Raw genomic sequence first — 21,441 nt, 5'->3', positions numbered from 1 at the left:
ATGTCGATCGCCGGGTTGCTGCTCGCCGCCGGAGCCGGGCGCCGGTTCGGCACGCCGAAGGCGCTGGTCTCCCACCGCGGGTCCCTGTTCGTCGAGTCGGCGGCGGGCACGCTGGGGCTGGCGGGGTGCGACCCGGTCGTCGTGGTGCTCGGCGCCGCCGCGGAGCAGGTCAGGGCACGGGCGTCGCTCGGCCCCGCGCTCGTGCTGGACAACCCCGGCTGGACGACCGGGATGGGCTCCTCGCTGCGCGTCGGGCTGACCGCGGTGGCGGCCACCTCCGCCACCGCCGTCGTGGTGCTCCCCGTGGACACACCGGGGGTGACCGCCGAGGCCGTGCGACGGCTGGCGGCGCTGGCCACCCCCGACGCGCTGGCCAGGGCCTCCTTCCACGGCGAGCCGGGTCACCCCGTGCTGATCGGCCGCGATCACTGGGCGGGTGTCCTCGCGACCTCGACCGGCGACGCGGGCGCCCGCGACTACCTGCGCGCCCACGACGTGCTCGCCGTGCCGTGCGAGGACGTCGCGGACGGCGCGGACGTGGACCGGGTGGAGGACCTAGCCCGCTGGGCGCAGTGACCTCGCCGCCAGCGCGATCCCCAGGCAGCACACCGGGAGCACGGCGAGCGCGAGCGTCAGCGACGTGGCGTGCGAGAGCAGGCCGATCAGCGGGGGCCCGAGCAGGAACCCGGCCCAGCCCGCCGTCGCGACACCGGCGATGGCCTGCCCGGCGTGCGCGTCGGACTGCGCCGCGGCGGAGCTGAACACCACCGGCACGATGCACGCGATGCCGAGGCCGAACAGCGCGAAACCCAGCAGCGCCAACCAGAACTGGCCCGCGATCAGCGCGATGGCGAAGCTGGTGCCGCCCAGCGCGGCCAGCACGCCGACCACGCGCGCCGGTCCGAACCGCGCGACCCAGCCGTCGCCGCCGACCCGGCCGAGGAACATCATCACCGCGAACACCGCGTAGCCGAGCCCGATCCGCCCGACCGGCACGCCGACGGTGTCGCGCAGGTAGACCGCGGCCCAGTCGCCGATCGCGCCCTCGCAGAGCAGGCCGCCGAACATGATGGCGCCCAGGACGAGCACGCGGCGGTCGCGCCACGGCAGGCCGAGCTTGTGCTCGTCGACCGCGCGGTCGTCGCCGAACATGCCGCGCGTCAACGGCCACGCGGCCAGGAGCAGCAGCACCGTGAACACGATCATCTGGGTGCGCAGGTCGACCCCGAACGCGACGGCCGCCCCGCCGATCCCGACGCCGACGAACGCGCCCGCGCTCCACCAGGCGTGGAAGCTCGACAGGATCGGCCTGCCGTAGGCGGATTCGACCGCGATCCCCTGGGAGTTCATGGCCACGTCGAGCGCGCCCTGGAACCCGCCCCAGAACGCGAGAGCGACGAACAGCAGCACCGGCGACGGCGCGAAGCCGAGCGCGGGCGAGACGAGGGCGTAGGCGGGGAACGTCAGCAGCACCACGCGCCTGCTGCCCCACCTCGCGATGGCGCCACCGGCGGCGAGCATCGCGACCACCGACCCGACGGGGGCGCCCAGCAGGGCGAGCCCGAGCGTGCCGTCGTTGAGGCCGAGGCGGTCCTTCACGTCGGGGATGTGCGGGGTCCACGCGGCGAACACGGCGGCGTGCACCGCGAACACCAGCGCGGTGGACACGCGCGCCACCCCGGGCCGCGCGGTGAGCAGGGCGTCAGACAAGGTGGACCTCCACTCCGGCGTCGCGCAGGGCGGCGACCTCGTCGGCCGGGGCGTCCTCGTCGGTGACGAGGACGTCGATCGCCTCGATCGGGCACACGCGGCCGAAGGCGGTGCGACCGAACTTCGAGCTGTCCACGGCGGCGATCACGCGGGCGGACGCGGTGACGGCGGCCTTCTTCACGGCGCCCTCCTGGAGGTCGTGCGAGGAGATGCCGTTGCGCACGCTCAGCCCGCAGCTGCCGAGGACCATGGTGTCGAAGCGCATGACCTCGAACGCGTGCTCGGTGAGCGGCCCGATGAACGACAGCTCGCCGGGGCGCAGGTCTCCGCCGGGCAGCACCAGGCGGACGCGGTCGGCGCCCTTGAGGGCGTTGGCGACGTGCAGGTTCAGCGGCAGCACGGTCAGCCTGCGGTCGACCAGCAGCCGGGCCGCCTCCAGCGTCGTGGTGCCGCCGTCGACCACGATGCTCTCGCCGTCGTCGATCAGCTCGACGACGCCGAGCGCGATGCGCCGCTTCACGTCGAGCCGGTGCTTGCCGCGCGCGGCGTACGGGGTCTCCTCGCCGGTCAGCATCCCCACGGCGGCACCGCGCACCCGGCGCAGCAGGTCGTCGCGCTCCAGCGTGTCGAGGTCCCGCCGGACGGTCATCTCCGAGCAGCCGATCAGCTCCGCGAGGGCCGCCACGGTCACCCGTTCACCGTGGCGGAGGCTCTGGAGGATCAGCTCATGCCGCTTCGCACTTTCCACGTGTTCATACGAACACATGACTTGTTCGAACCACAAGGCTTTCGCGAAGACCATCCATCAGGTAGGACTACCCGTGCCCAGTGGTGTGGACCACTGCCGCCCCGCGACGATGGAGGATCACCGCATGACGAGCGAGACCGTGACCGGATCCGACTATGGCAACGTGGTGCGCGACCACCTGCTGAGGGTGGAGCAGCAGAACGCGTCCGCGCTCGACGACGTGGCCGAGCTGGTCCTGGCGAGCGTGCTCGCCGACGGCATGCTCCTCACGGCGGGCGCGGGCCACTCGCTGGCCGCGGTGGCGGAGACGTTCTACCGGGCGGGTGGCCTCGCGTGCGTGCGCCCCGTCTACCACCCCGAGCTGCTGCCGATGCACGGCGCGATCAGCAGCACCGCCGCCGAGCGCCGCTCCGGCCTGGCCGCGGAGGTGCTGCGCGACACCGGTCTCGCCGCCCACGACGTGCTGTTCGTGTTCTCCACCTCCGGCGTGAACCCCTACCCCGTCGAGCTGGCGATCCAGGCCGTCGACGCGGGCTGCCCGGTCGTCGCGGTCACCTCGGTCGCGGCCAGCGCACTGGCCCCGCGCCGCGCGGGCACCACCCTCGCCGAGGTCGCGACCGTGGTGCTGGACAACGTGGTGCCGCCCGGCGACGCCACCTACCCCGCCGACAAGCCCGTGACGGCGGCGATCTCCACGGTCGCCACGGCGTTCCTGTGGAACCTGCTGATGGTGCGGCTCCACGACAAGGCCGCCGAGCAGAAGGTGGAGCTGCCGCTGTGGCGGAGCGCCAACGTCGAGGGCGGCGACGCGGCGAACGCCGACCTGCTGCGGCACTACCAGACCCGGATCCCGCAGCTGGGCTGACGGGATCCGGCACTTCACCGCCGAATCGCCACCGAACCTCCACACCCGCTCGCTACGTTGCGGGGCAGGGGTTGGCCGCACGTGGGGGGTATCGGGTAGATGAACGCGAGAACGCGCCGGATCGTGCTGGTCACCGGAGGCCTGACGGCGGCGGCGGTGATCGGGGTCGGCGGTGCCGTGGTCCTGGCGGGCGCCGGGCCCGACACCGCGGGTGGACCGGGCTCCAAGGTGACCGCGTCCACCCCGGCGGTGGCCGGGCCCGCCGCGGTCGCCAAGGACTTCTTCGTGGCCCTCGCCGCCGGGGACACGGCGACGGCGGCGGCGCAGACGGATGCCGAGCAGGCCGCGGTGCCGGTGCTCGACAGCGTCAAGGCCGGGATGGGGCCCGCGACGGTCGCGGCCGTGGTGGGCTCGGCGTCCACCGCGACCGCGGACGACACCGCGGCCACGGTCGCGGTGGACCTCGCGTGGACGCTGCCCGGCGGTGCCCCGTGGTCGTACCGGACGACGGTGGACCTCGAGCGGGACGCCACGCGGTGGCGCGTGCACTGGACGCGGGCGGTGCTGCACCCGCGGCTGGCCGAGGACCAGTCGCTGAAGTTCCTCCCGCTGTCCGGTGACGGCGCGCTGCTGGACCGCGACGGCCAACCGGTCCCCGCGGACACCGGCGCCTACGCCTCCGCGATCATGCCGGGCGTCCGCACCGCCGTGGGCGGCCTCGGCGGCACGCCGGGCTGGCAGGTCGTGGCGGTCGACGCGGCGGGCGCGCCCGTGACCACCCTGGAGGAGAAGGCGGCGGTCGTCACGAAGTCCGCGACCCTCACCCTCGACCCCTCCGTGCAGAACGCGGCCCAGGCGGCCGTCGACGGCGTCCCGCGGCAGGCGGCGGTCGTCGCCCTCGACACGACCAACGGCGAGGTCCTGGCCGTGGCGCAGAACGCGGCCGCGACCGCCACCGGACCGATCGCGCTCGGCTACCTGCACGAACCGGGGTCGACGTTCAAGGTGGTCACCGCCGCGGCGGCCATGGCGAACGGCGGCGTCACCGTCGACACGCCCGTCGAGTGCCCCGGCGAGGCCACCATCGGCACCCGGCGCATCCCCAACGAGGGGAGGTTCGACCTGGGCGAGGTCCCGCTGCGCACGGCGTTCGCCCGGTCCTGCAACACCACGTTCGGCACGCTGTCGGCAGGCCTGCCCGCCACGGCGCTGACGGACGCGGCGCTGGGGTTCGGGATCGGCGCCGACTTCACCGTCGCGGGCCTCACCACCAACACCGGCAAGGTCCCCCCGGCCCAGGACGTCGCGTCGCGGGTGGAGAACGGCATCGGCCAGGGCACGGTGCAGACCACGCCGTTCGGCATGGCGCTGGCCGCCGCGACCGTGGCGACCGGGCGGACCCCGACGCCGACGCTGATCCGCGAGATCCCCACGGTCGTCAACACCGCCCCCACCGGTCTGCCCGCGGGGGTCGCCCAGGCCCTGCGGCCGATGATGCGCGAGGTCGTCACCAGCGGCACCGCGACGGCGCTCGCCCCGTACGGCCAGGTGTTCGGCAAGACCGGCACCGCCCAGTTCGGCGACGGCACCGGCTCGCACGGCTGGTTCGTCGGCTACCGGGGCACGGTCGCGTTCGCGGTGCTGGTGGTGGACGGCGGCTCGTCGACAGCGGCGGTCGCCGTCACAGGGGCGTTCCTGGGCGCTCTGTGACGAGGGAGAACTTCGGCGTCGTCACCACGCTGACCTGGGGATTCTCGTCGAACTGGGTGTGGTGGAGCTCGGCGTAGCGGCCGTCGGCGGCGAGGAGGTCCTGGTGGCTGCCGCGCTCCACGACCTCCCCGTCCTCCACCACCAGGATCTGGTCGGCCGCGCGGATCGTGGACAGCCGGTGCGCGATCACCAGCGCGGTCCGGCCCCGCAGCGCCTCGGTCAGCGCGGCCTGCACCGCCGACTCGGACTCCGAGTCCAGGTGCGCCGTCGCCTCGTCCAGGATGACCACGCGGGGCCGGGCCAGCAGCAGGCGCGCGATGGTCAACCGCTGCCGCTCGCCACCGGACAGCCGGTACCCGCGCTCGCCGACGACGGTCTCCAGCCCGTCCGGCAGCGACTCGACCAGCGTCTCCAGCCGGGCGCGCGCGACGGCGTCCCGCAGCTCCTCGTCGCTCGCCGACGGGCGCGCGTAGAGCAGGTTCGCCCGGATCGTGTCGTGGAACAGGTGCCCGTCCTGCGTCACGACGCCGACGGCGCCGCGGATGTCGTCGAACCCGAGTTCGCGGACGTCCACACCGGACAGCCGGACGGAGCCGGACTCCACGTCGTACAGCCGGGGGACGAGCGAGGCGATCGTCGACTTGCCCGCCCCGGACGACCCCACCAGCGCCACCAGCTGGCCGGGCTCGGCCGTGAAGCTGATGCCGTGCAGCACCTCCTGGCCGCCGCGGGTGTCGAGCGTGCTCACCGACTCCAGCGAGGCCAGCGACACCTTGTCCGCCGACGGGTAGCCGAACCGGACGTCGGCGAACTCCACCGAGACCGGGCCGTCGGGCACGCGCTTGGGCTCGTCGGCCTCCGCGACCATCGGCTTGAGGTCGAGCACCTCGAAGACCCGCTCGAACGACACCAGCGCGGTCATCACGTCGACCCGCGCGTTGGCCAGCGCGGTCAGCGGCGCGTAGAGCCGCGACAGCAGCAGCGCCAGCGACACCACGGTGCCCGCCGCGAGGTGCCCGGTCAGCGCCAGGTACCCGCCGAGCCCGTAGACCAGCGCCTGGGCCAGCGCGGACACCAGCGTCAGGCCGGTCATGAACCACCGGGTGGCCATCGCGGTCTTCACGCCGATGTCGCGCACGCGCAGGGCGCGGTCGCCGAACTCCTCGGCCTCCTCGCGCGGGCGCCCGAACAGCTTCACCAGCGTCGCGCCGGGTGCGGAGAACCGCTCGGTCATCTGCGTCGTCATGCCCGCGTTCAGGTTCGCCGCCTCGCGCTGGAGGTCGGCCATCCGGTTGCCCATGCGGCGCGCGGGCAGCACGAACACCGGCAGCAGCAGGAGCGCGAGCACGGTGACCTGCCACGACAGGGTGAGCATCACGACCAGGGTCAGCGACAGCTGGATGACGTTGGTGACCACGCCCGACAGGGTCGAGGTGAACGCGCGCTGGGCGCCGATCACGTCGTTGTTGAGCCTGCTGACCAGCGCGCCGGTGCGGGTGCGGGTGAAGAACGCGACCGGCATCCTCTGCACGTGCTCGAAGACGGCGCGGCGCAGGTCGTAGATCAGGCCCTCGCCGATGCGGGTCGACTGCCACCGCTCGGCCAGGCCGAGCGCGGCGTCGACCACGGCGATCACCGCGATGGCGACGGCCAGCCACACGACGACCGAGACCGCGCGGCCCTGCACGATGGCGTCGACGACCCGGCCCGCCAGCAGCGGCGTGCTCACCGCCAGCACCGACGACACGACGGTGAGCAGCAGGAACGCGATCAACTTCGCCCGGTGCGGCCGGGCGAACGTGAGCACTCTGCGCAACGTGCCCGCTCGAACGCCCTTGGGCGCGTCGGCCGCGCGCATCGCGCTCATCATCAGGCCCCAACCACCGAATCCACTGTCCACGTCGTGAGTCAACACCACGTGGAACAGCGTGCTTCCCTGTTCGCCGACAGGCGAACCGCCGGTGGGGCTACTGGGCGAGGGCGGCGAACTCCGCGAGCCTGCGCAGCTGCGCCTCGCGCTCCAGCGCCAACTGCTCCCCCGCCGACGCGCCACCCGCGGCGGCGGCGATCAACGCGAGCGTCTCCCGCACGGCACCCGGCATCGCCCGCAGCACCGGGGCGGTGAACTCGTCCACCGCGGCGTCCAGGCCGTCGACGGGCACGACCGCGTTCGCGAGGCCGATCCGCAGCGCTTCCTCGGCGCCCACCCGGCGCCCGGTCACGCAGATCTCGGCGGCGCGCGAGTACCCCACCGCCCTGACCAGGGGCAGCGTCCCACCGAGGTCGGGCACGAGGCCCAGCGACGTCTCCGCCATGGAGAACGAGACGTCCTCGGCCACGATCCGCACGTCGCACGCCAGGGCCAGCTGGAACCCGGCCCCGATCGAGTGGCCCGCCACGGCGGCCACCGTCAGCCTGGACGGGTCGCGCAGCCAGCGGAAACCCTCCTGGAACTCGGCGATCAGCGCCGCACCGGCCTCGGGCCCGCGCGCCACGATCTCCGAGAGCCCCGGCTCCCCCGGCACCCCGCCCGCGAACATCCGCCGGTCCAGTCCGGCGGAGAACGCACGACCAGAACCCCGGACGACCACCACGAGGACGTCCGGGTCCAGGCCTGCACCGATCGCCCGCAACGCCTGCCAGGTGGAAGGCGTCTGCGCGTTGAGCACATCGGGGCGGTCGAGGGTGATGGTCGCGCGCGGCCCGTCCACGACGAGCCGCACACCGCCACGTTCCAGCAGACCGGCATCGATGGGTGTGGCCGACATGCTGGAACCTCCGGGTCCGGGCAGGCGCCACCCAGTGTTCAGCGCCCTGTTGTTACCGGAGGGTAGCTTACTTCTTCTTGGTTCGGGTGGCGCCACCTCGACCGCGCAGCGTGACACCGGACTCGGACAGAACCCGGTGGACGAAGCCATAGGAGCGCCCGGTCGACTCAGCCAACGCCCGGATGCTCGCGCCCTTTTCGTACTTCTTCTTCAGGTCAGCGGCCAGCTTGTCCCGTGTGGCGCCGGTGATCCGGGCGCCCTTCTTCAGGTCAGCCACCATGTCCCGCCTTCCGTCCGAGCAGGTCGGGCCGCTTTCGGGCCCCTGTCGTCGCAATGATCGAACACGACGGGGCAGAACGCCAGGCGATCATGCAAAATGATCTGTCCGTGACCACATGATCACGGACAGCCACCCCTTTGATCACGCTTGCCGAAAAGGGCTGCTTCCCTTGGCTCAGGCCAACTGCACGAGTTCCAGGTAGTCCGCGGACCAGTGGTCCTCGGTCCCGTCGGGGAGAAGGATCACCCGCTCGGGCTCAAGGGCCTCGACCGCTCCGGGGTCGTGCGTGACCAGGACGACGGCCCCCTGGTAGCGGCGCAGCGCGTCCAGGACCTGCTCGCGGCTGGCCGGGTCGAGGTTGTTCGTCGGCTCGTCGAGCAGCAGCACGTTCGCCGCGCTGGACACCAGGCCCGCGAGCGCGAGCCGGGTCTTCTCGCCACCGGACAGGGTGCCCGCGGGCTGGTCGAGCTGCTCGCCGCTGAACAGGAACGTGCCGAGGAGCTGCCGGAGCTGCTGCTCCTGGGTGTCCGGGGCGGCGTGGCGGATGTTCTCCCACACGCTGGCGCCGTGGTCGAGCGTCTCGTGCTCCTGCGCGAAGTAGCCGACCTTCAGGCCGTGGCCGGGGATCAGCGAGCCCGCGTCGGGGCGCTCCATCTGGCCGAGCAGGCGCAGCAGCGTCGTCTTGCCCGCGCCGTTGAGCCCGAGGATCACGACGCGCGAGCCCTTGTCGATGGCGAGGTCGACGCCGGTGAAGATCTCCAGCGAGCCGTAGGACTTGCTCAGGCCCTCCGCCATCAGCGGGGTCTTGCCGCACGAGGCGGGCTCGGGGAAGCGGATCTTCGCGACCTTGTCGGCCACCCGCGTCTCGTCCAAGCCCGCGAGCATCTTCTCGGCGCGCTTGGCCATGTTCTGCGCGGCGACGGCCTTCGTGGCCTTCGCGCGCATCTTGTCGGCCTGCGCCAGGAGGACGCCCGCCTTCTTCTCCGCGTTCGCGCGTTCGCGGCGGCGGCGCTTCTCGTCGGCGGCGCGGGCTTCGAGGTACTTCTTCCAGCCCATGTTGTACAGGTCGACCTCGCCGCGCGTGGCGTCGAGGAACCAGACCTTGTTCACCACGTCGTCGAGCAGCTCCACGTCGTGGCTGATCACGACGAGGCCGCCCTCGTGCGACTTGAGGAAGCCGCGCAGCCAGGAGATCGAGTCGGCGTCGAGGTGGTTCGTGGGCTCGTCGATGAGCAGGATCGTGCTGGACTTCGCGCCCACACCGGCCTCGGAGGCGGCGAACAGGATGCGCGCCAGCTCGACGCGGCGGCGCTGACCGCCGGACAGCGTGCTCAGCGGCTGCGCCAGGATCCGGTCCGCCAGGCCGAGGTTCGCGCAGATGCGCGCGGCCTCGCTCTCGGCCGCGTACCCGCCGAGCGCGGAGAAGCGGTCCTCCAGCTTGCCGTAGCGGGTGACGGCCTTGTCCAACTCCTTGGCGTCGACCAGTTCCGCCATCGCGGACTGCGTCTTCTCCATGTCCCGCAGGATCTGGTCGAGGCCGCGCGCGGAGAGCACGCGGTCCTTCGCGATCACCGAGAGGTCGCCCTCGCGCGGGTCCTGGGGCAGGTAGCCGAGTTCGCCGGTGCGGCGCACGTCGCCGCCGTAGGGCAGGCCCTCGCCCGCCAGCACGCGCAGCGACGTCGTCTTGCCCGCGCCGTTGCGGCCGACGAGGCCGATGCGGTCGCCGGGCTGGACGCGGAGGTTGGCCTCCGAGAGCAGGATGCGCGAACCCGCGCGCAGCTCGATGTTGGTAGCCGTGATCACAGCGGAACTCCAGGTGGGGTGGTCATGCGGAACAGAGGGGTCGGCGGAGGAACACGCGCTGGACCTACTCGATCAGGATGACCACGGCACCAGTCTACGGGCTGCGCGCCAACGAATTCGCCACATGTGGGCACCGGCATACATTTGCGCGCATGACGGACACGTTCGCAGGGAAGACGGCGCTGGTCACGGGCGCGAGCCGGGGAATCGGTCTCGGCATCGCCCACGAACTGCTGACGCTCGGGGCGTCGGTCGCGATCACCGGGCGCAAACCGGACGCGATCACCGGGGCCGCGCGGACGCTCGCGCAGGACACCGGGGTGCCGCCGGACCGGGTGCTCGCGCTGGCGAGCAACGCGGGCGACGACGACGACCGCGCGTCGGCCGTGGCCGCGGTCCTGGAGCGGTTCGGGCGGGTCGACGTGCTGGTCAACAACACCGGCATCAACCCGGTCTTCGGTCCGCTCGTGGAGGCCGACCTCGGGGCCGTGCGGAAGATCTTCGACGTGAACGTGGTGGCGGCACTGGGTTTCACCCAGCTCGTGTGGAAGGCGTGGATGGCCGAGCACGGCGGCTCGATCGTGAACGTCGCGTCGGTGGGCGGGCTCCGGTCCACCGGCGTGATCGCCGCGTACGGGGCGAGCAAGGCGGCGCTGATCCGGCTGACCGAGGAGCTGGCGTGGCAGCTCGGCCCGGACGTGCGGGTCAACGCCGTCGCGCCCGCCGTGGTGAAGACCCGCTTCGCCGAAGCGCTCTACACCGGCCGCGAGGAGGAGGCGTCCCGGCAGTACCCGCTCAAGCGCCTCGGCACGCCGGAGGACGTCGCCCGGCTGGTGGCGTTCCTCGCCTCCGACGCCGCCGCGTGGATCACCGGCGAGACCGTCCGCGTGGACGGCGGGCTGCTGGCCACCGGCACCCTCGGCTGACCGCGCGCCGAACCCCCGGCCCCCGTCGTCCGGAGGTTCGGCGTCCGCCGGTCAGAGCGAGACGCGCAGGGACGACAGGCGCCAGGTGCCGGGGTCGGGCGCGCGCCGCGCCGACGTGACCGCGAGCGCGGGGAAGCGGCGCAGCAGCGCGGAGAGCGCCGCCTCGGTCTGCACCTTGGCCAGCGAGGCACCGAGGCAGAAGTGCGGGCCGTGGCCGAAGCCGAGGTGACCTGCGCCGGACGGGCGGGTGATGTCCAGCTCCTCGGGCGCCGTGAACGCGCGGGGGTCGTGGTTGGCCGCCGCGACGGCGGCCGTGACGGCGTCGCCCTGGTGCACGAGGGTGCCGAACAGCTCGACGTCCTCGGTGGCGTAGCGCGGGATCGCCAGCAGGGTCGGGCCGGACCAGCGGATCAGCTCCTCCACGGCGCGCGGCATCAGCGAGTCGTCGGCCCGCAGCGCCGCCAGCTGGTCCGGGTGCTCGTGCAGGGCGAGCACGGCGTTCGGCACCAGGTTCGCGGGCGTCTGCCCGGCGAGCACCAGGTGCCACACCAGCGTGACCAGCTCGGTCTCGCTCAACCGGTCGCCGTCGGCGTCGCGCACCCGGACGAGGTCTGCGAGCAGGTCGCCGTCCGGTGCGTCGCGACGGCTCGCCACGGCGGCCTCGGCACCCGCCATGATCGCGGGGATGGCGTCGGCGAACCCCTGGCCGTGGCCCGCCGCGATGGTCGCCGCGTGCTCGCGCCACGCGGGCCGGTCCTCCGCCGGGATGCCGACCAGCTCGCAGATCACGTCGATCGGCAGCAGCCACGCGAAGTGCCGCAGCAGGTCCACCGACCCGTCCTCGACGTGCGACGGCAGGTCGTCGAGCAGGCCGTCGACGATCGGCTCGATCCGCCCGCGGAACTCGGCGGCGCGGCGCGCGGTGAACGCGGGCGACACCAGCCTGCGCAGCCTCGTGTGCTCGGGGCCGTCCATCTCGGACATGGTCCGCATGTACCTCAGGCAGTGCTCGGGGATGCCGGGCGGGCGGATGAAGCTGTCGGCGTTGATCTCGAACCTCGGGTCGCCGAGCACGGCGCGGGCGTCGGCGTGCCGGGTCAGCGCCCACAGCGGGTTCATGCCGGGGATCAGGATCCTGGCCAGCGGCGAGGCCTCCCGCGCGTCCCCGTAGGAGGTGAACGGGTCGCGCACGACGTCGGGGTCGCTGAGGTCGATCTCGGGGGTGGTGGTCATGGGGGTTCTCCCGGTGCGAGGACGTCGAATCCAGATGATCAGATCATCTGGATGATGACGGTATCCGGATTTCGGGCGTGCGGCAAACACCGGGGAGGAGCGGGGCGACTACGGGGTCCGGGTCACCTGGATCGACGTGCTGCCCATCGGCGTGACCTCGGTGCCGGTGGTCGTCGTCACCACCGGTTCCTCGGGGACGGACGTGCTGCTGGGGGACGCGGTGGGAGAGGTGGAGGTCGTGGACGTGGAGGGCGGTCGCGACGTCTCCGGGGCCGAGGACACGACCGAGGACTCGGGCGGCGGGGTCGTGGACGGCGGGACCTCGACGGGCTCGGACACCGACGTGGTGCTCGACGGCCCGGCGGGGTCGACGGGACCGCTCGGCACGTCCCCCGGCTTGAGCGCCAGCGCGAGCACGGCGGCCACCACGACCGCGGTCGTGCCGACGCCGCTGCCGACGACGGCCATCGTGCGCCGCCGCTTCCTGACCGCCTCGCCACTGCTGATGATGTCGTCGGCCGTGAGCCCCCGCACCGGCATCGGCGCCGCGCGCAACTGCTCGAAGGTGCTCTTCAGGTCGTCCTCACGCACGGCGAGACACCTCCTGCCACAGGTCGGCGTACTGGGGTCCGAGGCGGTGGCGGAGCGTCGCCACGCCTCGGGCGCTCTGGCTCTTGACCGTCCCCGTCGAGCACCCGAGCGCCGAGGCGGTCTCCTCGACGCTCAGGTCGTGCCAGAACCGCAGCACCAGCACGGCCCGCTGCCGGGCGCCGAGGACCGACATCGCCTGCCACACGACGAGCCGGTCCTCGACGTGCTCCCCGCCGGAGGGCATCTCCGGCGGGGAATCCGTCAGCTTCTCGCGCCGCCACCTCATCCGCCTGCGTTCGCCGATGAACGTGCGCACCACGATCTTGCGGGTGTAGGCGGCCAAGCCGTCCCTCCTGGCCAGCTTGGGCCCCGCGAGGTACAGCTTCAGGAAGGCGGCCTGCACCACGTCCTCGGCCTCGTGCCAGTTGCCGCACAGCAGGTAGGCCGTGAAGCGCATCGAATCGGCGGTGAGGTCGAAGTGCCGGGTGAACTCGGCGTTCCAGGTCGGGTCGGTCACGCGTGTCGTGCTCTCCCGCTCAGCGGTTGGTGGTGGACGGAGCCGTGGTCACGGGGTAGGAGACGCCGGGGGAGGTGGTGGTCGTGGTCGTCGGGGCCGGGGGCGTGGACGCTACCGGCGGCACCGACGCGCCGGGGCTGGTGGTCACGGTCGGCATCGGCGTCACCTCGACCGGAGCGGACGGCGCGGGCGTGACCTCCACCGGCGTCGACGGCATCGGCGTCACCTCGACCGGAGCGGACGACGACGTCGCGCTCGGCGTCGTGGGGATCGAGCTCTGCGGGGACGTCGAGACCACCGGGCGGGAGGTCGAGGTGGGCGCAGGCGCCTTGTCACCGCCACCGGACGCCAGCGCGATCGTGGGGACGGCGATGCCGATCCCGCCGAGCGCCACGGCGGCCACCACAACGAGTCGTTTGCGCACTTGCTGCTCCTAGGGGGTTGGGCGGGCGGCTCGTTCGCCGCCCTCACCCCTATCCATGCGATGGGCCGCCGTGCGGGTTGCACCGACTTCTTCCGGCCCCACCGAACGGGGCCCAGGCCGTTCGACCAGGTCACCGGGCCCGAACCCGATCGAACCGCCCTCCATCCACCCTCCGGTGACACGGGTCACAGGCCATGCCGCTCGGGCGGTCGGACGACGACCTCCACCGCCCGCGCCCGCACGGCGGCCTCGTCGAGCACGGCGCGGCGGGGTTCGGCGACGTCGAGCACCCGCTCCCCCGCCCTGGCGAACACCGCGGCCAGCCGCCGGTCGGCGCGCAGCACGTCCAGCGCCTGCCGGTCACCGCCCAGCACCACCGCGTCCAGCGAGTCCACGGCCGGGGCCAGCACGCGGACCGCGTCCGAGGCCGCGGCCTCCAGGGCGACCCGCGACTGCCCCTCCCGGCGGCGCGCGAACCGCCGCTGCGACCACCCGCCCGCGCTGGAGCGGCCGTGCACCTGGCGGCTGCCGGTGGTCGAGACCTCCACGACGCCGTTCACCGCGATCCCGACGCTGTGCCCGCCGAGCCGGACCAGCAGCAGACCGATCCGCCGCGGGAGCAGCGCGTGCTCGACCAGGCAGGCGACGGTGGGGGTGGCGAGCGGGGGGAACGGCACGTCCACCTCGGCGCGCGTCCCGTCGACCGCGTGGACCACCAGCCGGTCACCGTCGCCCGCCGTGCGGGACAGCCCGCCGTGCCGCGCGGCGAACCGCTCGAACCAGCCCGCGAGGCGCTCCGGCTCGACCTCGACCGCCCGGCCGCCGCCCGCGACCGCGCGGACGCGGCTCAAGCGGGGGCCACCGCGACCCACACCGGCAGCGGGTGGCCGCTCTCACCGGGCAGGAGCCGCTGCACGGCGCCGAACCCCGCGAGCGCGAACTGCTCGGCCATCTGCTCGGGGGTCAGGACGCGGTGCCTGGTCGCGACCGAGGACGCGATCTGCCACGTCCCCAGCGCGCGCTCCAGCTGCACGACCTCCAGCTCGTAGGACTCGCCGTCGTTGGACCAGTCCCACAGCTGCACCGTCACCTGGCGGCTCTCGCCGCGGCCGAGGACCTTCGGCGGTGCCGTGATCGGGCGGAGCCTGCTGAGCCGGTCCAGCTCGGGAACGGCGGCGACGAGGATCCCGCCGGGCCGGAGGCACTTGCGGGCCAGGAGGAAGGCCTGGTCGAGGGCACCCTCGTGGGCGAGCCTCGGCACCAGGTCGTCGCTGGCGCGCACCACGTCCACCACGCGGCCGTAGGGCTGTCGCGTGACGTCCATCAGGTCGATGATGCGGTGGTCACCGGGGCCGAGGACGGCCCGCGCGACCTCGACGAGCACGTCCTCCGGCTCGTGGGGTCCGGTGGCGTAGTCCTGGCCCGAAGTCACCGTGGACACAGTAGAGCCACCCGATCAGGCGTCGCCAGTAGGTGTGCGGTCGCTGGTGGCCCGGCACGGTCGGCACCGGACCACCACGACGGCACAACCGACACCGAAGGGGGTTTTCCCGCACATCCAGCGCCTCGTGCACAATGTTACCGACGGGTTCACACTGGGCGAAGGACCAACGATCACCACTTGACAGATAGGCGTCAACAGAGAAAACGTGTAACCCGTACGGACCAACCATTGACTCCATCCGGTCGCCACCAACACCAATCGTTGGCGGGTAGGGTCACTTGGGCGTGATCTAATGACAGCGGGGAGTCACCATGACCAACGCTGCCGGTCGACCTACTCTGTCTGTCGAAGACATCGATTCGACGGGCCACGGCAGTCTGGCGCAGCTCCTGACCACGGGACCGTTTCCCGAGGCCCTGAGAGCCGCGATCAAAGCGAGTCGGCTCAGCCTGGACCGCATCCAGCACCGATTGGGCCTGCGCGGGGTCACCATCAGCGTCGCTACGCTCAGTTACTGGCAGTCGGGTCGTCGTCGACCCGAGCGGCCGGAGTCGCTGGAGGCGCTGCGACACCTCGAATCCGTCCTGGGCGTCCCGCAGGCGGGTCTGTCGGCCCTCCTCGGGCCACCTCGTCCGCGCGGACGGCGCTGCCGCCCCACCACGATGATGCCCATCGACGCGCTCTGGGCGCGGCGCGAGCGGGTCGCCGACCTGCTCAGCAAGGTGGACACGACCTCCGACGTCAAGCTCGGGCGGATCAGCCAGCACGACCGCATCGACATCGCCGCCGACGGCGGCCAGCGCTCCATCTGGGTGCGGCAGATCCTGCGCGCCGAGCAGGACGGCCCTGACCGCTGGGCGCTGGTGTTCGAGACCGAGGAGTCCGACGTGCTGCCGGAGGTCGCGAACCTCCGCAACTGCCACCTCGGCAGGGTCGCCGAGGACACCGACGCCAACATCATGGTCGCCGAGATGATGTTCGACCGCCCCCTCGCGCGGGGCGAGACCATCATCATGGAGTACGAACTGGTCTTCCCCGAGGGGCACTACCCCGCGGGCAACAACACCTTCGCGCGCAAGTTCCGCCTGCCCGTGCGCGAGTACGTGATCGAGGTCAGGTTCGACCAGTCGAACCTGCCCGCGCGCTGCCAGCAGTACAGCCTGCCCGCGGGTGACGAGACGCCGTCGCGGCGCCGGAACCTCACGCTGGACAACGCCGGTGGCGTGCACGCCGTGGCGCTGGGCTTCGGTCCCGGCGTGTTCGGCGTCCGCTGGGAGTGGCCCAAGTAACCCGGTCCCCCTTCACACGTGAACGGCCCCCGCTGAGCAGCGGGGGCCGTTCACGTGTGAAGGGGTGGTGTGGTGGCCCCCGACGCGTCAGGGGCCACCACCGGGCGAACTAGGACACGTACCCCGCGAGGTGCAGCGACACGGCGCGCAGGGAGCCGACGTCGGTGCCCGCGGCGTCGACGACCTTGAACGTCCAGGTGCCGTCCGCCGAACCGGCGGTCAGCGAGCCCAGCGTCCCCGAGGCGGGCTTCCAGGAGCCGGTGAACGGCGCCAGGGCCGACGTCACGGTGGAGAACGACGCCGCCGCGCTGTCGTCGAAGACGACCTTGCAGAGGTTGTTGCCCGCCGCGCCGGAGCGCGAGAACAGCGTGGCCGTCGCGCCCGTCGGCGAGGTCAGCGTGCCGACCAGGTCACCGACGAACGTGTGGTCGATGCCGACCGTGGGCGACGCGTCGGCGGTGGAGCAGGTGTCGCCGTCGACGGAGAACGTCACCTTCGACGCCCGGCCGACGCCGGTCACCGGGAACTGGACGCCGGCACCGACGGTGCTGTTGTCCGGGATCGCGATGGGGGCACCGCTGTAGGCGAAGTGCTTGAACTCGCGCGACGGCTCGCCGACGCCGATCTGGAACGACTTGGTCGTCGGCGAGGTGGAACCGGCGAACGTGACGCGGGCGTCGAGCTTCACCTGGTCACCGGGGACGAACGTGCCCGGCACGGTCACCTTGAAGGTGTTGGTGACGGTCTGGCCGACCTCGATGTTGCCGTAGGACTTCGACCTCGGCGCGATCGTCACGCCCGCGGTGGGCGTGGTGAGCACGACGCTGGTGGACGCGGCGGTGCCGTCACCGGAGTTGAGCACCGGCACGGTGACCGTGGAGGTGGTGCCCGGCTTCAGGTACTGGCTGCCGTCGGCGTCGTTGACGATCGTCGGCTTCTGGGCCGTGGCGAGGGCCTGCGGGCTGGCACCCGTGTAGGCCAGCGCGCGGTCGGCGAGCACGACGCCGACGCCCGAGCGGTTGTCCGTGCCCGGCTCGGCGATGTCGATCGCGGTCGCCGTGAGGGCTTCCTTGACCTCGGCCGGGGTGAGGGTCGGGTTGCCGGACAGGATCAGACCGGCGATGGCGGCGGCGTTCGGCGCGGCGGCCGAGGTGCCGAAGAACGGGTTGAAGCCGCTCACGCTGGTGGCGACGCCGTCGGCGGCGGTGAGGTCCGGCTTCTGCCGGGTCTCGGCGCCGGGGGTGCCGTCGGCCTTGAAGAACACCTTGCGCGGGCCGTCGGAGGTGAACCGCTCCAGCTTCGAGTCGGCGGTGAAGGTGCCGGGGTACGGGCCCTTCGGGTTCGCCGGGTCACCGGGCTCCAGGTCGAACGGGAGCGCGGAGGCGGCCGGGGCCGCGGCGACGCTGATGGCGCCCTTGGCGGCCGAGTGGCCGCGGGTCACGCCGGGGGTGGCGAACTTCTTGAGGCCGTCGGAGGAGTCCTTGAACCGGCCGCCCAGCGCGGACAGCGCGAGGTAGCGGTCCTCACCGCGGAACTTCACCACGGCCAGGCGCAGACCGGTGCCGGTGGCGGGGGTGTTGACCCGCTCGTACGGGTCGTGCGTGCCCTCCTGCGGGTTCTGGCTGAACGCCACGACCGCACCCTGCGCGTTGGTCACGTAGAGGTCGTAGTCGTTGGCGGACTGGCCGAGCGGGTCGGACCAGAACAGCGTGACCGGCACGTTGCCCGAGTTGTTCGACAGCGGGTTGAACACCTGCTTGGCGTTGGGGTTCGGGTCGAAGTCGTGGGCCGAGCCCGCGAACTTCCCGATGCTGACGCCGGAGTCGACGAAGTTGCCCTCCCAGTGGCCGGAGGTGCCCTCGGCGACGTTGCCCTCGTTGCCCGCGGAGGAGAAGTACACCGCGCCGTCGGCGGTGACCGCGTCGACCGCGCGGGCGATGATGCCGTCCTGGAACGGCGACTCGTTGAAGTACAGGACGTCGTCGACGATGACGTCGCAGCCGAGCTGGAAGCGCAGGCCCTTGATGTTGTCGGCGAAGCTGGCGTCGCCGTTGAACGCGGTGGCGAAGCCCAGCTCGGCGTTGGGCGCGATGTCGTGGAGGATCTCCAGCATCGCGGTGCCCTCGTCGCCGGAGCCCGCCTGGCCGGTGAGCACGTCGACGGCGGGCAGTTCGCCCGCGGCCTGCGAGGCGGTGAGCGAGCCGATGCCGTCGGACAGGGCGCAGAGCTTCACGCCGGTGCCGGTGACGTGGAACTGCGCGCGGGCGGTGTCGGCGGCGTGGGCGCGGTCGCCCTCACCGGTCTTCACGGCCTGCACGGAGATGAGCGCCTGGCGCGCCTTGGCCTCGACCTGCTTGGCCTTGGCCTCCTTGGACAGCTCGGCGCGCGGCTTCTTGCTCTTGGTGGTCTTGGTCTTGTCGAGGTGCGCGGTCATCGCGCCCACGGCCGTCTCGACCCGCTTGACGTCGCCGCGCTCGGCGAGCGCGCCGATCTGGGACAGCGGGATCTGCGCGCGCACGGTGGCGCCTTCGACGGAGAACGACCGGATGCCACCCCCGCCGCCGCGGATGGCGTTCAGCAGTTCGTCGCCGACCTTCTCGGCGCGGATGTCGACCAGGACGGTGTCACCGGACTGCACCTCGACCCCGGTCTTGAGGTCCGGCAGCGCCGACATCGTGCCGACCGAGGAGCGGCGGCGCTGCTCGACGACGAGCGCGCTGTCCACTTTGGACTCGGCTTTGGTGGTGGACTTCTTGATCTCCTGGAGTGCGGCGATCTGCTTCGCCGTCACGTCGGAGAAGTCCTTGCCCGCCTTGGCCGGAGCGGCCTGGGCGGGGGTGATGGAACCCAACGTGGCCAACAGCATCGCCGTCCCTGCGGCGATGAGGGATCTTCTTCGCGAACGGTGCAGTGGTGAGCGCACGGGCGTCTCCCCCGAAGTTGAGCGTGCCCCGACGCACGCGGCCTGTGATCCGGATCGAACCGGCCGCGTCAACGTATTGTGCCCGCCCGGATACGGTCAGCGTCCGTTTGGAGGACGTCTCAGTACGCGGGGCACCCAAGAGTTGACCGTTCACAGTGGATTGCCGCGCGATGGACGCGCGTCGCCGCACCCGAACGGCGGTGCTCGTTCGGACGAGTGGGCGCACGCGGTCGTTCGCCTTGCGCCGTCACGGGGAATTCCCACGGGGACTTCACCGCTGGTGTGCCGGGTGGTTCTCCCCGTTCACAGGACGAAGGCGTCCGTCCACAGCTGACCCGTCCGGCCGGACAGCGCTTCGAGCAGTGCCGCGGCCTGGTTGTCGGTCAACGACGCCACGAAGTCCACGACCGCCCGGCCGCGGGCGAGCGCGCGCACCGCGTCCTTCCCGGTCGGCGCCTCACCGGTCGCGCCGATGAGGGCGCGGGGCTGGGTGCGGGCGAGCGTCGCGTACTCGGTCTCGGCGAGTTCGACGAGGTCGTGCAGGCGCCTCGGCAGCCGGTCGGACTCGTGCCGGTCGGTCACCCACTGCTCCAGCGCCTCCACGAGCGCCGTGATCAGCCGGGCTTGGCCGCGCTGGTGCAGCGCCAGGTCCGGACGCAGCAGGACGAACCGCCGGTGCACGAACTTCAGCACCTGCACCTCGTGCCACTGCGGGACCGCGAGCACCACGTGCCCGGACCGGGTCGTCGGTTCCTCGACGACGCCGACCGCGTCGACCAGTCGCCGGGTCCACCGCGCGGAGAACCCGGCCACGGCCTGTTCCGCTTCGACCGAGCCGTCGAACGGCACGGACAGCAGTCCGTCCACGAGTTCGGTCCGGACCTTCGCCACGGCGGACGCGAACGCGTCGTCGTCGACCGCCCACGAGTCCTTCGCGTGCAGCCTGCGCCGCAGCGCTTCCAGCGACCGCCCCGGCCTCCGCTGCTGCTGGTCCAGCTCGGCCCGTGACAGGCCCGCCAGTTCGAGGCCCTCGTTCAGCCACGTCCCCAGTTCGGCCGCGACGGTCGCGTGCTGGAGCACACCGACGCGGTGGAAGTCCTCCAGGTCGTGGATGGCGTAGGCGATGTCGTCCGCCGTGTCCATGACCGACGCCTCGACGGTCTGCTGCCACCCCTCGACCCGCCCCTCGTAGGGGGCGCGGGCCTGCACCAGGTCCTCCAGCTCGGTCACGTAGGCGGAGAACTTCGCCGCCCCGGTCCCCGGCCCGTCCGACGGTTCGGCCGCGCCGCGCGGCGGGGCAGCCATGTCCCGCGGGTGCGCCTCCGGGTGCGACAGGCGGGTCCACGGGTACTTCAGCATCGCCGCCCGCACGGCGACGGTCAGGTCCAACCCCACGGCGGCGGGTCCGCGCACGTCGGTGGTCGTCACGATCCGGAACGACTGCGCGTTCCCCTCGAACCCGTCGGCGAGCCCGAGCCGGTGCCGCGCGATCCGGTCCAGCACCTGCTCCCCGAGGTGCCCGAACGGCGGGTGCCCCAGGTCGTGCGCCAGAGCCGCGGCCTCCACCACGTCCGGGTCGCACCCACCGAGCTTGTCCAACACCCCGACCAGCTCGGGCCGAGCGCACAACCGCTCCGCGATGGCACGAGCCGCCTGCGCCACCTTCAGGCTGTGGGTGAGCCGGTTGTGCACCAACAACCCCGACCCGGTCGAGCTGACGACCTGCGTCACCCCACCGAGGCGGGCGAAGAACGGCGAACTGGCCACCCGATCCCGGTCCGCCCGGAACGGGCTGGACGTCAGGTCGGCGGGCGACGTGCCCACAGCACCGGACCGACGAGCCGTGCGGGGGTCGGGGTGTTCGCTCTCCATGCCGAAACGGTAGACGACCGAACGGACTACTCCCCCACGACCCGACCAGCCGCAAAGCCACCACTACAGCCGCGACAACACCCCACCACCGACCGTCACGACCACCAGCCGAAAACTGTCGGACCCCTCCGCTAACTTGTGAATCGGGGGGCCCTCACCACCAGGCGACCCCCGCCCCGCCGAACGCACTAAGCCCTCAGGGGGAGTCCCTTAAAGGAACTCCCCCTGAGGGAAAAATTGTCCCGCAGCGACCTACTCTCCCACACCGTCACCAGTGCAGTACCATCGGCGCAGGAGGGCTTAACTACCGGGTTCGGAATGGGACCGGGTGTTTCCCC

19 protein-coding genes and 1 rRNA gene are annotated in these 21,441 nt (G+C 72.4%); 5 read left to right on the top strand and 15 right to left on the bottom strand.

The features are described 5' to 3' along the window. Entirely contained in the window at positions 1-576 is a 576-nt protein-coding gene (locus tag AC156L_RS36750; RefSeq protein WP_330878768.1) for a nucleotidyltransferase family protein, read from the top strand. On the opposite strand, the gene AC156L_RS36745 is transcribed toward AC156L_RS36750, so the two are convergent. Then, positions 556-1,710, bottom strand: a complete 1,155-nt coding sequence (locus AC156L_RS36745) for an MFS transporter (protein ID WP_330878767.1) — start codon at positions 1,708-1,710, stop codon at positions 556-558. The genes AC156L_RS36750 and AC156L_RS36745 overlap by 21 nt on opposite strands. Next, complete coding sequence (locus tag AC156L_RS36740) at positions 1,703-2,476, bottom strand: DeoR/GlpR family DNA-binding transcription regulator (protein WP_330878766.1); 774 nt, start codon at positions 2,474-2,476, stop codon at positions 1,703-1,705. Before AC156L_RS36740 ends, AC156L_RS36745 begins: the two co-directional genes overlap by 8 nt. Before the next feature lie 106 nt (positions 2,477-2,582). Here AC156L_RS36740 and AC156L_RS36735 point away from each other — a divergent pair, with 106 nt between their 5' ends. Both AC156L_RS36735 and AC156L_RS36730 read left to right on the top strand, forming a co-directional pair. Then, on the top strand, positions 2,583-3,323 hold the full coding sequence (locus AC156L_RS36735) for an SIS domain-containing protein (RefSeq protein WP_330878765.1): 741 nt from the start codon (positions 2,583-2,585) through the stop codon (positions 3,321-3,323). Positions 3,324-3,422: 99 nt separating this feature from the next. Beyond that, the gene (locus AC156L_RS36730) at positions 3,423-5,033 is read left to right on the top strand and encodes a penicillin-binding transpeptidase domain-containing protein (RefSeq protein ID WP_330878764.1); all 1,611 of its coding nucleotides are present in this window, start codon (positions 3,423-3,425) and stop codon (positions 5,031-5,033) included. Here AC156L_RS36730 and AC156L_RS36725 read toward each other — a convergent pair. The 4 genes from AC156L_RS36725 to AC156L_RS36710 form a co-directional block, all read right to left on the bottom strand. Next, the gene (locus tag AC156L_RS36725; RefSeq protein ID WP_330878787.1) at positions 5,005-6,903 is read right to left on the bottom strand and encodes an ABC transporter ATP-binding protein; all 1,899 of its coding nucleotides are present in this window, start codon (positions 6,901-6,903) and stop codon (positions 5,005-5,007) included. The genes AC156L_RS36730 and AC156L_RS36725 overlap by 29 nt on opposite strands. A gap of 97 nt (positions 6,904-7,000) precedes the next feature. Continuing rightward, positions 7,001-7,801 carry an enoyl-CoA hydratase/isomerase family protein gene (locus tag AC156L_RS36720; protein WP_330878763.1) on the bottom strand — a complete coding sequence of 267 codons (801 nt, stop codon included), beginning with the start codon at positions 7,799-7,801 and terminating at the stop codon, positions 7,001-7,003. A 67-nt stretch (positions 7,802-7,868) separates the two neighbouring features. Next, positions 7,869-8,078 carry a helix-turn-helix domain-containing protein gene (locus AC156L_RS36715; RefSeq protein WP_030473247.1) on the bottom strand — a complete coding sequence of 70 codons (210 nt, stop codon included), beginning with the start codon at positions 8,076-8,078 and terminating at the stop codon, positions 7,869-7,871. A gap of 177 nt (positions 8,079-8,255) precedes the next feature. Then, a complete protein-coding gene (locus tag AC156L_RS36710) occupies positions 8,256-9,884 on the bottom strand; it encodes an ABC-F family ATP-binding cassette domain-containing protein (RefSeq protein WP_330878762.1) in 1,629 nt (542 codons plus the stop codon). A 152-nt stretch (positions 9,885-10,036) separates the two neighbouring features. Between AC156L_RS36710 and AC156L_RS36705 the strand changes: the two genes are divergently transcribed. Continuing rightward, complete coding sequence (locus tag AC156L_RS36705; protein ID WP_330878761.1) at positions 10,037-10,810, top strand: SDR family oxidoreductase; 774 nt, start codon at positions 10,037-10,039, stop codon at positions 10,808-10,810. Between the two features lie 51 nt (positions 10,811-10,861). Here AC156L_RS36705 and AC156L_RS36700 read toward each other — a convergent pair whose 3' ends face one another. The 6 genes from AC156L_RS36700 to AC156L_RS36675 form a co-directional block, all read right to left on the bottom strand. After that, entirely contained in the window at positions 10,862-12,043 is a 1,182-nt protein-coding gene (locus AC156L_RS36700) for a cytochrome P450 (protein WP_330878760.1), read from the bottom strand. A 108-nt stretch (positions 12,044-12,151) separates the two neighbouring features. Then, positions 12,152-12,634: a hypothetical protein gene (locus AC156L_RS36695; protein ID WP_330878759.1), complete on the bottom strand. Its 483-nt coding sequence runs from the start codon at positions 12,632-12,634 to the stop codon at positions 12,152-12,154. Next, positions 12,627-13,091 carry a SigE family RNA polymerase sigma factor gene (locus AC156L_RS36690; protein WP_484407692.1) on the bottom strand — a complete coding sequence of 155 codons (465 nt, stop codon included), beginning with the start codon at positions 13,089-13,091 and terminating at the stop codon, positions 12,627-12,629. The genes AC156L_RS36695 and AC156L_RS36690 overlap by 8 nt, the downstream gene beginning before the upstream one ends. Before the next feature lie 79 nt (positions 13,092-13,170). Beyond that, positions 13,171-13,575 (bottom strand): hypothetical protein, encoded by a 405-nt coding sequence (locus AC156L_RS36685; protein ID WP_330878757.1) that lies wholly within the window; start codon positions 13,573-13,575, stop codon positions 13,171-13,173. A gap of 185 nt (positions 13,576-13,760) precedes the next feature. Beyond that, positions 13,761-14,426 (bottom strand): acVLRF1 family peptidyl-tRNA hydrolase, encoded by a 666-nt coding sequence (locus AC156L_RS36680; RefSeq protein WP_330878756.1) that lies wholly within the window; start codon positions 14,424-14,426, stop codon positions 13,761-13,763. After that, a complete protein-coding gene (locus AC156L_RS36675) occupies positions 14,423-15,007 on the bottom strand; it encodes a hypothetical protein (protein WP_330878755.1) in 585 nt (194 codons plus the stop codon). The genes AC156L_RS36680 and AC156L_RS36675 overlap by 4 nt, the downstream gene beginning before the upstream one ends. Before the next feature lie 677 nt (positions 15,008-15,684). On the opposite strand from AC156L_RS36675, the gene AC156L_RS36670 reads away from it, so the two are divergent. After that, complete coding sequence (locus AC156L_RS36670; RefSeq protein WP_330878754.1) at positions 15,685-16,308, top strand: hypothetical protein; 624 nt, start codon at positions 15,685-15,687, stop codon at positions 16,306-16,308. A gap of 109 nt (positions 16,309-16,417) precedes the next feature. Here AC156L_RS36670 and AC156L_RS36665 read toward each other — a convergent pair whose 3' ends face one another. The 3 genes from AC156L_RS36665 to rrf form a co-directional block, all read right to left on the bottom strand. Next, a complete protein-coding gene (locus tag AC156L_RS36665) occupies positions 16,418-19,174 on the bottom strand; it encodes a S8 family serine peptidase (protein WP_330878753.1) in 2,757 nt (918 codons plus the stop codon). 360 nt (positions 19,175-19,534) lie between these two features. Next, entirely contained in the window at positions 19,535-21,103 is a 1,569-nt protein-coding gene (locus AC156L_RS36660; RefSeq protein WP_330878752.1) for a deoxyguanosinetriphosphate triphosphohydrolase family protein, read from the bottom strand. A gap of 239 nt (positions 21,104-21,342) precedes the next feature. After that, positions 21,343-21,441 (bottom strand): 5S ribosomal RNA (gene rrf, locus AC156L_RS36655); the annotation flags it as partial.

The organism is Umezawaea sp. (assembly GCF_057122925.1).
This window is presented reverse-complemented; position numbering and strand designations above follow the sequence as displayed.

Excerpts from the sequence above, each read along its gene's own strand:
- AC156L_RS36750 (WP_330878768.1), top strand. The coding sequence starts at position 1 with ATGTCGATCGCCGGGTTGCTGCTCGCCGCCGGAGCCGGGCGCCGGTTC.
- AC156L_RS36740 (WP_330878766.1), bottom strand. The coding sequence starts at position 2,476 with ATGTGTTCGTATGAACACGTGGAAAGTGCGAAGCGGCATGAGCTGATC.
- AC156L_RS36735 (WP_330878765.1), top strand. The coding sequence starts at position 2,583 with ATGACGAGCGAGACCGTGACCGGATCCGACTATGGCAACGTGGTGCGC.
- AC156L_RS36730 (WP_330878764.1), top strand. The coding sequence starts at position 3,423 with ATGAACGCGAGAACGCGCCGGATCGTGCTGGTCACCGGAGGCCTGACG.
- AC156L_RS36725 (WP_330878787.1), bottom strand. The coding sequence starts at position 6,903 with ATGATGAGCGCGATGCGCGCGGCCGACGCGCCCAAGGGCGTTCGAGCG.
- AC156L_RS36720 (WP_330878763.1), bottom strand. The coding sequence starts at position 7,801 with ATGTCGGCCACACCCATCGATGCCGGTCTGCTGGAACGTGGCGGTGTG.
- AC156L_RS36705 (WP_330878761.1), top strand. The coding sequence starts at position 10,037 with ATGACGGACACGTTCGCAGGGAAGACGGCGCTGGTCACGGGCGCGAGC.
- AC156L_RS36700 (WP_330878760.1), bottom strand. The coding sequence starts at position 12,043 with ATGACCACCACCCCCGAGATCGACCTCAGCGACCCCGACGTCGTGCGC.
- AC156L_RS36690 (WP_484407692.1), bottom strand. The coding sequence starts at position 13,091 with ATGCGCTTCACGGCCTACCTGCTGTGCGGCAACTGGCACGAGGCCGAG.
- AC156L_RS36670 (WP_330878754.1), top strand. The coding sequence starts at position 15,685 with ATGCCCATCGACGCGCTCTGGGCGCGGCGCGAGCGGGTCGCCGACCTG.
- AC156L_RS36665 (WP_330878753.1), bottom strand. The coding sequence starts at position 19,174 with ATGCTGTTGGCCACGTTGGGTTCCATCACCCCCGCCCAGGCCGCTCCG.
- AC156L_RS36660 (WP_330878752.1), bottom strand. The coding sequence starts at position 21,103 with ATGGAGAGCGAACACCCCGACCCCCGCACGGCTCGTCGGTCCGGTGCT.